The 11,323-nt window shown below is 72.4% G+C and carries 11 protein-coding genes and 1 pseudogene; 4 read left to right on the forward strand and 8 right to left on the reverse strand.

From position 1 onward, the window contains the following. Positions 1–452: 452 nt before the first annotated feature. Both rho and IE178_RS03060 read left to right on the forward strand, forming a co-directional pair. The gene (rho, locus tag IE178_RS03055) at positions 453–1,592 is read left to right on the forward strand and encodes a transcription termination factor Rho (protein ID WP_184761940.1); all 1,140 of its coding nucleotides are present in this window, start codon (positions 453–455) and stop codon (positions 1,590–1,592) included. 92 nt (positions 1,593–1,684) lie between these two features. Beyond that, positions 1,685–2,848, forward strand: coding sequence for a D-alanyl-D-alanine carboxypeptidase family protein (locus IE178_RS03060; RefSeq protein WP_193511198.1), 1,164 nt, complete (start codon positions 1,685–1,687; stop codon positions 2,846–2,848). A gap of 19 nt (positions 2,849–2,867) precedes the next feature. On the opposite strand, the gene IE178_RS03065 is transcribed toward IE178_RS03060, so the two are convergent. The 3 genes from IE178_RS03065 to IE178_RS03075 all read right to left on the reverse strand — a co-directional run bounded on the left by IE178_RS03065 (position 2,868) and on the right by IE178_RS03075 (position 5,010). Next, complete coding sequence (locus IE178_RS03065; protein ID WP_193511477.1) at positions 2,868–3,020, reverse strand: hypothetical protein; 153 nt, start codon at positions 3,018–3,020, stop codon at positions 2,868–2,870. Positions 3,021–3,236: 216 nt separating this feature from the next. Next, a complete protein-coding gene (locus tag IE178_RS03070) occupies positions 3,237–4,253 on the reverse strand; it encodes an asparaginase (protein WP_184762351.1) in 1,017 nt (338 codons plus the stop codon). 64 nt (positions 4,254–4,317) lie between these two features. After that, on the reverse strand, positions 4,318–5,010 hold the full coding sequence (locus IE178_RS03075) for a FadR/GntR family transcriptional regulator (RefSeq protein ID WP_193511457.1): 693 nt from the start codon (positions 5,008–5,010) through the stop codon (positions 4,318–4,320). Positions 5,011–5,181: 171 nt separating this feature from the next. On the opposite strand from IE178_RS03075, the gene IE178_RS03080 reads away from it, so the two are divergent. Then, positions 5,182–6,264, forward strand: a complete 1,083-nt coding sequence (locus IE178_RS03080) for a fatty acid desaturase family protein (RefSeq protein ID WP_193511199.1) — start codon at positions 5,182–5,184, stop codon at positions 6,262–6,264. 39 nt (positions 6,265–6,303) lie between these two features. Here IE178_RS03080 and IE178_RS03085 read toward each other — a convergent pair whose 3' ends face one another. Then, entirely contained in the window at positions 6,304–6,561 is a 258-nt protein-coding gene (locus IE178_RS03085; RefSeq protein WP_193511200.1) for a winged helix-turn-helix domain-containing protein, read from the reverse strand. A gap of 150 nt (positions 6,562–6,711) precedes the next feature. On the opposite strand from IE178_RS03085, the pseudogene IE178_RS35680 reads away from it, so the two are divergent. After that, positions 6,712–6,816 (forward strand): annotated as a pseudogene (locus IE178_RS35680) (sigma factor-like helix-turn-helix DNA-binding protein); the annotation flags it as partial. 10 nt (positions 6,817–6,826) lie between these two features. Here the strand turns inward: IE178_RS35680 and IE178_RS03095 are convergent. The 4 genes from IE178_RS03095 to IE178_RS03110 form a co-directional block, all read right to left on the reverse strand. Next, positions 6,827–7,219: a VOC family protein gene (locus tag IE178_RS03095; protein ID WP_184761944.1), complete on the reverse strand. Its 393-nt coding sequence runs from the start codon at positions 7,217–7,219 to the stop codon at positions 6,827–6,829. Next, entirely contained in the window at positions 7,216–7,518 is a 303-nt protein-coding gene (locus IE178_RS03100) for an ArsR/SmtB family transcription factor (RefSeq protein ID WP_184761945.1), read from the reverse strand. The genes IE178_RS03095 and IE178_RS03100 overlap by 4 nt, the downstream gene beginning before the upstream one ends. A 97-nt stretch (positions 7,519–7,615) precedes the next feature. Continuing rightward, on the reverse strand, positions 7,616–9,175 hold the full coding sequence (locus IE178_RS03105; protein WP_193511201.1) for a glycoside hydrolase family 53 protein: 1,560 nt from the start codon (positions 9,173–9,175) through the stop codon (positions 7,616–7,618). A 112-nt stretch (positions 9,176–9,287) separates the two neighbouring features. After that, positions 9,288–11,309: a beta-galactosidase gene (locus IE178_RS03110; RefSeq protein ID WP_193511202.1), complete on the reverse strand. Its 2,022-nt coding sequence runs from the start codon at positions 11,307–11,309 to the stop codon at positions 9,288–9,290. Between the last annotated feature and the right edge of the window lie 14 nt (positions 11,310–11,323).

Below are 11,323 nucleotides of genomic sequence, written 5' to 3' on the forward strand. Positions count from 1 at the left end.
GCACTCTCGCCGCACCGGGCGCAGAGCCGAGTACATCCCGTACGGGGCTCTGCGCCCGGCACGCCGAGAGCACGCACCTGACGCCGCCAGGCCGCCCTGCGGGCGACGACGCGAATGGTCAGACAGGTCCCAGGCGAGCGGACGGTACGGCGCCCGCCCGCTGCTCCCCGCCCGCACCACCGCACCGGGTGGTAGAGTGCAAACGGCACTCGTGGCACGCCCCTGTTCGGGCGCCGGTGCCAGTTCTTCTTCGAGATCTCATCGGTTCGCCGACCCGCCCGTCGTTTCCGACCGGCGCACCGGCATTCCCACACCACCTCTTCGGCAGGATGTCTCCGCCGTGACCGGGGTGCTGTTCCCGCCGCCCGGAGGCGCGCTTTGGCCCTCCCCGCGCGTCTTCTCTCCTTCCCACCGCGTGTCCCCGCCCGTCGTCCACGAAAGGACCGGCCCCCATGACCGTCACCACGCTCGATCACCCTCCCGTACCGCTGCAGCCCCAGCTCGTCACCGGCGTCCTCGACATCGACGCCGCCGGGAAGGGGCACCTGCGCGCCGAGAACTGCCTGCCCTCCCCCTCCGACCCAGCCGTCTCCCCCACGCTGCTGCGCCGCCACGGCCTGCGCAAGGGCGACCACCTGCAGGCCGTCCGCGGTGACCGGGGCGGCCTGGCCGAGATCACCCGGGTCGGCGGCCGCACGCCCGACGCACTGCGCGGCCGGCGTCACTTCCGCGACCTGACTCCCCTTCACCCGCACGAGCGCCTGCGCCTGGAACATCCGGCGTCCGGACTGGCCGGGCGGGTCGTCGATCTGCTCACGCCGGTCGGCAAGGGGCAGCGCGGGCTGCTCGTGGCCCCGCCCAAGACCGGCAAGACCGTCCTCCTCCAGCAGCTCGCGGCAGCCGTCGCCGGCAACCATCCCGAGTGCCGGCTGATGGTGGTACTGCTCGACGAACGGCCCGAGGAGGTCACCGACATGCGCCGCTCGGTGCGCGGCGAGGTGTACGCCTCGACCTTCGACCGGCCGGCCAAGCAGCACATCGCGCTCGCCGAGCTGGTCGTCGAGCGGGCCAAGCGGCTGGTCGAGGCCGGCGAGGACGTCGTCGTGCTGCTCGACTCGCTGACCCGGCTGTGCCGGGCGTACAACAACGCGGCCGCGTCCGGTGGCCGCACCCTCAGCGGCGGTGTCGACGCGTCGGCGCTGCTCGGGCCCAAGCGGTTCTTCGGCGCCGCCCGTCGGGCCGAGGAAGGCGGCTCGCTCACGATCCTCGCCACGGCCCTGGTGGAGACCGGCTCCCGCGCCGACGAGTTCTACTTCGAGGAACTCAAGAGCACCGGCAACATGGAGCTCCGGCTGAGCCGCGAGACGGCCGCACACCGGCTGTTCCCCGCCGTCGACATCACCGGCTCGGGCACCCGCCGTGAGGAACTGCTGCTCGCTCCGGCCGAGTTGACCGCCGTACAGGGACTGCGGCGGGTTCTGCGGTCCGGGGACGGGCAGGCGAACCTGGAGACGCTGCTGGGGCGGATGCGCGAGACCCCCGACAACGCGACGTTCCTGCGGCGCGTCCGGCCGACCCTGCCCGGCGGCTGACACCCCGTCGGTGTGTGGCATCCGGGTGCTCGCGAACGGTCCCCCGGCCGGGGCAGCGCGGTGTTCCCGGGGTCCATTCCTACGTTTGCGGTATGACTATCGGATTTGCTTCGCGGGCTGCCGTGTCCACCGGCGCACTCTGCACGGCCGGCCTGCTGGCGCTCGCTCCCACCGCGGCGACCACCGGTACCGGCATCGACCCCGGGCCGCGGGCGACGGCCGCGCCCGCGTCGCTGCTGTACCGGCAAGGCACGCACGTCCGCCCGCGCCCGGGGGCTCCCGAGGTCCCGGACGTGTCCGCGCTCTCGTGGCTGGTCGCCGACGCCGGCACCGGCGACGTGCTGGCGGCACACGACGCGCACCGCAGACTGCCGCCCGCCAGCACGCTCAAGACGCTGTTCGCCCTCACCGTCGTGCCCGTCCTGCCCGCCGGCATCCGGCACCGCGTCAGCGAGAAGGAGCTCGCGGGCATCGGAACCGGCAGCAGCCTCGTCGGGGTCGCCGAGAACCGTGCGTACCGGGTCTCGGACCTGTGGAACGGCGTTTTCCTCAACTCCGGCAACGACGCCGTGCGCGTGCTGGCCGCGCTCAGCGGCGGCTGGCGGGCCACGGCCGAGCGCATGCAGGAGGAAGCCCGCGCCCTGGGCGCCCGCGACACCCGGGTGAAGTCGCCCGACGGCTACGACGCGCCCGGCCAGGTGTCATCGGCGTACGACCTGGCGGTGTTCGGCCGGGCCGGTCTGCGCAACCCCGAGTTCGCGCGGTACTGCGCCCGGGCCGCGGCCCGGTTCCCGGACCGCGACGGCGGCTTCTACGTCATCCGGAACACCAACCGGCTGCTCACCGGCGCGGACGGCGTCGAACCCTACCGTGGCCTGATCGGGATCAAGAACGGCTACACCAGCCACGCCGGACACACCCTCGTGGCCGCCGCGCGCCGGGGCGGGCGCACCCTCGTGGTGTCGGTCATGAACCCCCGTTCGGGCGGCGGTCACACGGTGTACGAGGAGGCGCGCTCGCTGCTGGACTGGGGGTTCGACGCGACCGGCCGGGTGCATCCGGTGGGATCGCTGGACGCGCTGCGGCCCGGACTGCTGCGAGGCCCGCAGGCGCAGTCCGCCACGGCCCCGGTGGCACACGGGGACAGCGCCTCAGGAGCGCCGGTGTCCTGGACGATCGCCGGCGCCGCCCTGCTGGGCGGCGCCGGGGTGTCGTTGTTCCTGCGCGTCAAGTGGGGCCCGGTACCGTCCTGGTGATGGACCGGGTGGCCGCGGGTCAGGCGAGGGTGCGGCTGCCCGCGAGGACTTCCGGACGCAGCAGCCCGGCCAGCGTGTCGGCCGGCAACAGGCCTTTCTCCGGCACAAGTTCGGCGACTCCCAGCCTGCCCGCGCGGATCTCCCGGCAGGCCTCAACGATGGCGGTGCACACGACGGGACCGGGGCCGTCCGTACGACCGCGATGGCACCGCGAGCGGTCAGACACCGGCCCCGACGACGACCGCGGCGGCACCGCGAGCGGTCAGACACCGGCCCCGACGACCGCGGCGGCACCGCGAGCGGTCAGACACCGGCCCCGACGACGACCGCGACGGCACCGCGAGCGGTCAGACACCGGCCCCGACGACCGCGGCGGCACCGCGAGCGGTCAGGCTGCGGCCGGGGCGGTCACCGGATCCAGCGCGCGCACCGGCCGTACGGCACCGACCGGCCTCCCGCCCCCGAGCAGCGGCTCTCCCGCGAACCGCGTGAGCAGGGCGGAGTCCACGCCCGCGCGGGCGAGCGCCGCCGCGGCGACCGGGACGCGTGCCCGGTCGCCGCCGTCGGCGATCTTCACGGCGACGGCTCGGCCGTCGGGCAGGGCGGCGACCTGCACACCCTCGAAGCCGTCCTTGGCCAGCAGTCCCGGGACCGCGCGCATCAGCGCGGCCACGTCCCGGCGGGATCCGGAGGCCGTCTCGGGGTGCTCGCGCATCGCGTCGGCCACCCGGGCCTCGGGGGTGCCGGGCGCGGCGGTGGTGATCCGGGCGGCGGCGCGGGCGAGGCCGTGCAGGGAGACCGAGAACAGTGGTGCGCCGCAGCCGTCGACGGTGACCGTCGCGACCCGCTGCCCGGTGAGGTCCTCGACGATCTCGGCGATCGCCTGCTGGAGGGGGTGGGCGGGGTCGAGGTAGTCGTCGAGGGACCAGCCGTTGAGCCTGGCCGTGTACAGCATGGCGGCGTGCTTGCCGGAACAGTTCTGGGCGAGCACGGAGGGCGTGCGGCCCTCGCGCACCCAGGTGTCCCGGACGACGGGGTCGAACGGCAGGTCGGGGACGTTGCGCAGGTGTTCCTCCGTCAGCCCGGCGAGTTCCAGGATGCGGCGGGTGCCGGCCAGGTGGCGTTCCTCGCCGGAGTGGCTGGCCGCGGTGAGCGACAGCAGCTCACCGTCGAGCGGGAGCCCCGCCCGGACCATCGCCACCGCCTGGACGGGCTTGAGCGCTGAGCGCGGATAGCAGGCGGCCTCGATGTCGCCGAGCTGGAGCCGGACCGCGCCGTCGGGGCCGAGGACGACGACGGAACCGTAGTGGATGCCTTCCACGACGCCGCCGCGTATCAGGTGGGCGACGGGGGCGTGGAGGGGCTCGCGGATCAGGGGTGCGTCCGCGGGGAGACTGCTGTTCATCACTGCCTGGGGGTGGTCGTGGGCCGGCGCGGGGGTCATGCGTCGGCTCCGGTGGTGGAGGTGCTCACGGCGATGTGCCGGGACGTCCGGACACCGGGGTGGCCGGCGTCCCCGTGCGCGCGGGGCGCACGATGTCGGTGAGGGTCTTCTCGACGCGGTCGAGGTGGTGGGCCATGGCCTCGACGGCGTCGTGCTCGCATCCGTCGGTCAGGGCCTCCACGATCGCCCGGTGCTCGCGGTTGGACTGTTCGCGGCGGCCGCCGAGTTCGTTGAGGAAGGCGGACTGGCGGGCCAGCGCGTCCCGGATCTCCTCGATGACCCGGCGGAACACCGGGTTCTGGGCGGCCTCGGCCACGGCGAGGTGGAAGAGGGTGTCCATCGCCACCCACGCGGTGGTGTCGGTCTCCCGCTCCATCCGCTCCAGCAGATGGGCCAGATGGTCCAGGTTCTCCGGGGTGCGGCGCTGCGCGGCGTACCCGGCGACGGGGATCTCGATGTGCCGGCGCACCTCCAGCAGATCGCTGGCCGCGTAGTCGCCGAAGGTGGGGTCGTCGACGGCGTTGGCGACGACGAAGGTGCCCTTGCCGGTCCTGGACACCGTCAGGCCCATCGTCTGCAGGGCCCGCAGTGCCTCGCGCAGGACGGGCCGGGAGACCTCGAGGGCGCGGCACAGCTCGGCCTCGGAGGGGAGCTTGTCGCCGATGGCGTACTCGCCGCGCTCTATGGCGCCGCGAAGGTGGGCGAGCACCGCTTCCATCGCGCTGACGCGTCGCGGCCCCGACCCACCTGTCTGGCTGTCTGACAGGTTCACGGAGCGATCCTGCGGGGAGAGCCCGGCACCTGTCAAGGCGGGGTGGTGCCAGCCATACCCCGCATCGGGGGGCCAACAGCATTCTGCGCCGGCGTCATCGTTTTCCATACTGAGCACATGGCCAACTCAACAGTGCTCACGGACATCCCTCCCCCGCGTGAAGGCGAAAAGGGAAACGGGAAGCGGCAGGAAAAGGGGCGCGAAAAGGGAAGCGACTTCTCCGAACTGTCACGGCGCATATCGGAAGCGGGGCTGCTCGGGCGCCGCCCGCTGTACTACACGGTGCGCTTCGGGGCCGTCGCCCTGGCACTCGCGGGAGGTGTCACCGCCTTTGTCGTCCTGGGCGACAGCTGGAGCCAGCTGTTCGTCGCCGCCGCCCTTGCCCTGGTGTTCGGACAGCTCGCCCTGGCCGCGCACGACCTGGCGCACCGCCAGGTGTTCTCCCGGCGGCGCCCCAGCGAGATCGGCGGGTTGCTGGTGGCGAACGCGCTGCTGGGCATGAGCTACGGCTGGTGGATGAACAAGCACACGCGCCACCACGCGAACCCCAATCACGAGAAGAAGGACCCGGACGTCGCCCCCGACCTTCTCGTGTGGTCACGGCGTCAGGCGAAACAGGCCAAGGGCCCGGCGCGATTCATCGGGAAACACCAGGCTGCCCTCTTCTTCCCCTTGCTGACTCTGGAGGGCCTCAATCTGAGTTTCAGCAGTTTCAGGGCTCTGCGCCGTCCGTCGATGAAGCGGCCGGTGCTGGAGGGAACGCTGCTCGTCGCCCACTTCGTGGTGTATTTCGGCGGCTTGTTCCTGGTCCTCTCTCCCGGCAGGGCGCTCGCGTTCATCGCCGTCCACCAGGGCCTGTTCGGGATCTACCTCGGCTCCGTGTTCGCCCCCAACCACAAGGGCATGCCGATGATCGAGGAGGGCACCGAGCTGGACTTCCTGCGCCGGCAGGTCCTCACCTCCCGCAACGTGGACGGCGGTGTGCTGATCGACGCGTTCATGGGCGGGCTGAACTACCAGATCGAGCACCACCTGTTCCCCAGCATGCCGACGCCGGCCCTCGGCAGGGCCCAGCTCATCACCGAGCGGTACTGCGCGGAGCTGGGCATCCCGTACTACCGGACGGGGCTGCTCGCCTCGCACCGTGAGGCCCTGCGCCACCTCCGGCAGGTCGGGGAGCCACTGCGCCAGGCGGGCTGAGAAACCGCGGGAGAAGGGAGGCCGCCGGTCGGGGCGCCGCTACCACCCCTTCTCGAACACCTCCGCGACCTCGGCGATCCGCGCCTCGTCGCACCGGTAGACCGGCGGGCCGGCCAAGTGGTCGGCGCGCAGCATGCCGAGCGCCGTGAGCAGCCGGAGGTGGGTGAGGGCGACCTGATGGGGCACACCGAGCCTCGTGGCGACGTCGTCCGCGGTGAGGCCGCACTCGGCGGTGCCCGGTTCCCTCAGCCACGTCAGGATGCGCAGCCGTGTCCCGTCGACGGGGGTCCTCAGCATCTCGTACACCTCCGCGCCGGGCTTCCTCGCTCCGGAGCCCTTCCACTGTCCCCCCGGCGGGGCACGTGTGTCCCGTACTGCCGACACCTTGTCCGGGACCCGACGCCCCGCGAGGCCGGCGGCTGCGCCCGGCGGCACGGCCGGGCCGACGAAGGGCTCACCCTCGCCGGGATCGGCACCGTCCTGGGCGTGACCGAGAGCCGGGTCAGCCGGATCCGCACCAGGTCCGTGCTCCGACTGCGCGCGAAACCGGCGATCCCGGCGTCTACTGCGGCCGGCTCGCGATCTGGATCAGGTTGCCGCAGGTGTCGTCGAGGACGGCGGTGGTGACGGGGCCCATCTCCAGGGGTTCCTGGGTGAAGCGGACACCGAGGCCGCGCAGGCGCTCGTACTCCGCCCGGACGTCGTCGACGGCGAACTGGGCGAGCGGGATGCCGTCCTTGACCAGGGCGTCGCGGTAGGTCTTGACGGCCGGGTGGCCGGCGGGCTCCAGGAGGAGTTCGGTGCCGGCGGGCTCCTCGGGCGAGACGACGGTCAGCCACCGGTCCTTCTCGCCCACCGGGACGTCGTGCTTCTTCACGAAGCCGAGGATCTCGGTGTAGAAGTGCTCGGCCTCGGCCTGGTCGTCGACGAAGACGCTGGTCAGATGGATCTTCATGGGGTGTTGCCCTCCGGTCCCGGTGTGTCGGACACGGGCCATCGCTCGGTGATCTGCCGCAGCGGGGCCGTGGTCAGGTCGTGGAACTTGTAGCGGCCTTCCCGCCTGGTCTCGACGAGCCCGGCGGCCTCCAGCACGGCGAGGTGCTGGGAGACCGCCTGGCGCGAGATGCCGAGCCCGTGCTTCATGCTCAGGCGCGCGCAGATCTCGAACAGCGTCTGCCCGGACCTCTCCGCCAGCTCGTCCATGATGGTGCGGCGAGTGGGATCGGCCAGTGCTTTGAAGAGGTCGTCGGCCACGACCCCAGCATAGGCAAGCAGGCACTTGCCTATCAAGTCGGTGCGCGGCCGGGCACCGGGTGACCCGGGCCCGGTGCCCGGCCGCACCTCACCGGTCCTACCGGTGGCGGAACCAGGCCATCGCCGGCAGCGCGCGGTCGTCGTAGCCGAACAGCGCCTGGTTCTCCCAGCCGTTGCCGGAGGACGGGTCGGCGGGGTCCCAGCCGTTGCCGCCGCGGGCGGTCCAGGTCGCCTCCCAGTAGAAGACGCCGAGCCCGCGGCTGTTCGGGACGGCCTCCACGATGCTCGCCACGTCGTTCATCCACCGGGTCTGGCCGGTGGTGGTCGCCGGATAGCCGGGGACCAGTTCGGCGGTGGTGTCGATGATGTTCTCCAGCCCGTCCTCGCTGTCCAGGCGGAACGGGTAGGCCGTCTCGGCGACGAAGACGGGCTTGCCGTAGCGGGTGGCCGCGTCGTCCAGGGTGGTCTGGAAGGCGTGCAGCGTGCCGTGCCAGTAGCCGTAGTACGACAGGCCGATGGCGTCGAACTTCACGCCGTGGGACACCGCGTTGTCGAACCACCAGCGGGTGCCCTCGAGGTCACCGCCCTCGGCGAGGTGCAGCGCCGCGACCGTGGACCGGTCGACCGCCTTGACCGCCTCGTAGCCGGAGTTGAGCAGACCGGCGAGCTGCGTCCAGTTGTCGGTGGACCCCTCGCTCCACAGCATGCCGCCGTTGATCTCGTTGCCGACCTGCACCATGTCGGCGGTGGTGCCCTGGGCCTTGAGGGCGCTGAGCACGTCGTACGTGTGGTCGTGGACGTCCTTCTTCAACTGCCCGTAGGAGTGTCCGGCCCAGGCGGCGGGCTTGTTCTGCTTGCCCGGGTCGGCCCAGGCGTCCGAGTAGTGGAAGTCGACCAGCAGCTTCATGCCCTGCGCCTTGATCCGCTTGGCCAGGGCCAGGACGTGCGCCTTGTCGTGGTAACCGTCGGCCGGGTTCACCCACACCTTCAGGCGGGCGTAGTTCATCCCGGCGGACCTCAGAAGGGCGACGGCGTCGCCGGTGCCGCCGGACGCGGTCCGGTAGACCCCGCCCACGGCCTCGCTCTTCGGCAGGGAGGAGATGTCGGCACCCTTGACGGCCAGGCCCGAGGTGCCCGGAGTGAAGGTCAGGTCGTCCACATTGATCCAGTTGCCGGCGTTCGCGTCACTGGTGACGCCGACCGTGCACTGGTTGTTGGTCACCTCGACCGGCACGACGATCCGGATCCACCCGGTGTCGGACACCGGCAGGTCGGTGCGCCGCTCGGCGCCACCGCAGTTCTTCAGGGCGAGGTACGCCGCGTTCTGGCCGCCGCCGGAGCGGACCCAGGCGGTGAGCTTGTAGGCGCCGTTGGCCAGCCCCGACAGGTGCTGGTACGTCTCCACCTCGTAGGCCGAGGACGACCAGTGGGACAGGCGGTGGCTGCCGCTGCGGCCACCGGACTCCGTGTAGGAGGCGCCGGTGTCGCCGTACTCGGACCAGCCGTCCGGGGTGGCCGCACCCGAGCCGTCGGCCTCGAAGCCACCATTGGTGAGGGTGCTCGCGGCGGTGGCGTGCTGGGCGGGCAGGGCGGTGAGAGCGAGTCCCGCCGCGAGCGGCGGCAGCAGGGCTCGGAGTGTGCGTCCGGGATGGAACATGACCGTTCGTCGTCCCTTCGACGTGGGGTGAGGGGTGCTGCCCTGCGCCCGGGGGCGAGGGCCCCCTCCGCCCGCGGCTCGCGTGCTCACACGGGCGGAGGGGAGTCGCGGCTCAGCCGTCGAGTCGCACGACCCGGACGGCTCCGGCCGGGACCGCGAGGCGGCCCGCGGCCCGTTCACCGGTCAGCAGCTCGGTGCCGGGGGTGTCCAGCGGCACCTTGGCGTCGGTGGCGGTGTGGTTGATCGCGAACAGGAAGGTGCCCGGCTCGCCCGCGCGGCGCACCACTTCGACATCGCGGGGCAGGTCGGCGCGGGGGGTGATCCGGGCGTCCTCGACCGCCCGGCCGAGCAGCGTGGCGAGGCCCTCGGCGCCCGGCCGGGTGGAGACGTACCAGGCGGTGCCCTCGCCGAGCCGGTGCCGGGTGACGGCCGGGCGGCCGGCGGCCGGGCCGTCGGCGTACGTCCACACGGTCTCGGCGCCGCGCGGCACCACGAACTCCGTCCACACGTCGGCGTCGAGTCCGGCGCCGTCGGGGCCGGTCAGGCGCACTCGCTCACCCCGCAGCAGGGGGGAGAACTCCTCGACCGTCACGCCGAGGACGTCGCGCAGGGCGCCCGGGTAGGGGCCGTCGTGGACGGCGTCGTGCTCGTCGACGATGCCGGAGAAGTACGACACGACGAGGGTGCCGCCGTTCTCGACGTACTCCTCGAGGTTGCGCCCGGCCGCCTCCGTCATCAGGTACAGGGCCGGTACGACGACAAGGGGGTACCTCGACAAGTCGGCTTCGGGGTGGGCGAAGTCGACGGTGAGGTGGTGGTCGTAGAGGGCTTCGTAATAGGTGTCGGCCCGTTCGCGTGCGTCGTGGTCCTCGCTGGGGCGCCAGTCGAGGTTCTGCGCCCACCAGGACTGCCAGTCCCACAGCACGGCCACGTCGGCCTCGGTGCGGGTGCCGCGGATCGGCGCCAACGCCTCGACGGCCGAACCGAGTCGGGTCACCTCGCGCCAGACGCGGGTGTCGGTGCCGCCGTGCGGCAGCATCGCGGAGTGGAACTTCTCGGCACCGCGCCGGGACTGGCGCCACTGGAAGAACATGGCTCCCTCGGAGCCGCGCGCCACGTGCGCCAGGGAGTTGCGGGCCATCTGGCCGGGCGCCTTGGCGGGGTTGCGGGGCTGCCAGTTGACGCCCGAGGTGGAGTGTTCGAGCAGCAGCCAGGGGGCGCCCCCGGCGACGGAGCGGGTGAGGTCGGCGGCCATGGCCAGGTTGACGTGGGTGCGGCGGCCGTCGGTGATCAGGTAGTGGTCGTTGGTGACGAGGTCGGCCTCGCGGCCCCAGGCCCAGTAGTCGACGGAGTCGCACTGGCTGAGGGCGGTCATGAAGTTGGTGGTGACCGGGACGCCGGGTGAGAGGCGGTGCAGGATGTCCCGCTCGGCCGTGAAGTTCTCCCGCATCGTGGTGTCGGCGAACCGCCGGTAGTCCAGCGCCTGGGCCGGATTGCCGACCGTCGCGGCCTGGCGCGGCGGGTTGATCTCCTCGAGGGAGGAGTAGCGCTGGCCCCAGAAGGCGGTGCCCCAGGCCTCGTTGACGGCGTCGACCGTGCCGTACGTGGTCGCCAGCCAGCGGCGGAAGTGGCCGGCGCAGGAGTCGCAGTAACAGGCCGACACGGGGACGCCGTACTCGTTGTGGACGTGCCACATCGCCAGCGCGGGGTGGTCGCCGTAGCGTTCGGCCAGCCGCGTGGTGATGTTGGCGGCGGCCGCCCGGTAGTCGGCGTTGCTGTGGCAGATGGCGCCGCGGGAGCCGAACTCCAGGCGCACGCCGTCCGCGGTGACGGGCAGCGCGTCGGGGTGGGCGCGGTAGAACCAGGCGGGCGGCACCACGGTGGGCGTGCCGAGGTCGACGCGGATGCCGCCTGCGTGCAGCAGGTCCAGGTTCCGGTCGAGCCAGCCGAAGTCGTACACGCCGGGCGAGGGCTCCAGCAGGGCCCAGGAGAAGATCCCGACGCTCACCATGGTGACGCCGGCCTCCCGCATCAGCCGGACGTCCTCGTCCCAGACGCTTTCCGGCCACTGCTCGGGGTTGTAGTCCCCACCGAAGGCGAGCCCGGTGAGGCCCCTGGGGGTGGTCTCCGGCATGGATTTTCTCCCGA

It is taken from the genome of Streptomyces griseoloalbus, assembly GCA_014650015.1.
Classification (GTDB): domain Bacteria; phylum Actinomycetota; class Actinomycetes; order Streptomycetales; family Streptomycetaceae; genus Streptomyces; species Streptomyces griseoloalbus.

What these genes read in the sequence shown, in the direction of transcription:
- IE178_RS03105 (WP_193511201.1), bottom strand. Translation starts at nt 9,175, where the DNA reads ATGTTCCATCCCGGACGCACACTCCGAGCCCTGCTGCCGCCGCTCGCG.
- IE178_RS03075 (WP_193511457.1), bottom strand. Translation starts at nt 5,010, where the DNA reads ATGGAAGCGGTGCTCGCCCACCTTCGCGGCGCCATAGAGCGCGGCGAG.
- IE178_RS03085 (WP_193511200.1), bottom strand. Translation starts at nt 6,561, where the DNA reads ATGCTGAGGACCCCCGTCGACGGGACACGGCTGCGCATCCTGACGTGG.
- rho (WP_184761940.1), top strand. Translation starts at nt 453, where the DNA reads ATGACCGTCACCACGCTCGATCACCCTCCCGTACCGCTGCAGCCCCAG.
- IE178_RS03060 (WP_193511198.1), top strand. Translation starts at nt 1,685, where the DNA reads ATGACTATCGGATTTGCTTCGCGGGCTGCCGTGTCCACCGGCGCACTC.
- IE178_RS03070 (WP_184762351.1), bottom strand. Translation starts at nt 4,253, where the DNA reads ATGAACAGCAGTCTCCCCGCGGACGCACCCCTGATCCGCGAGCCCCTC.
- IE178_RS03080 (WP_193511199.1), top strand. Translation starts at nt 5,182, where the DNA reads ATGGCCAACTCAACAGTGCTCACGGACATCCCTCCCCCGCGTGAAGGC.
- IE178_RS03110 (WP_193511202.1), bottom strand. Translation starts at nt 11,309, where the DNA reads ATGCCGGAGACCACCCCCAGGGGCCTCACCGGGCTCGCCTTCGGTGGG.
- IE178_RS03095 (WP_184761944.1), bottom strand. Translation starts at nt 7,219, where the DNA reads ATGAAGATCCATCTGACCAGCGTCTTCGTCGACGACCAGGCCGAGGCC.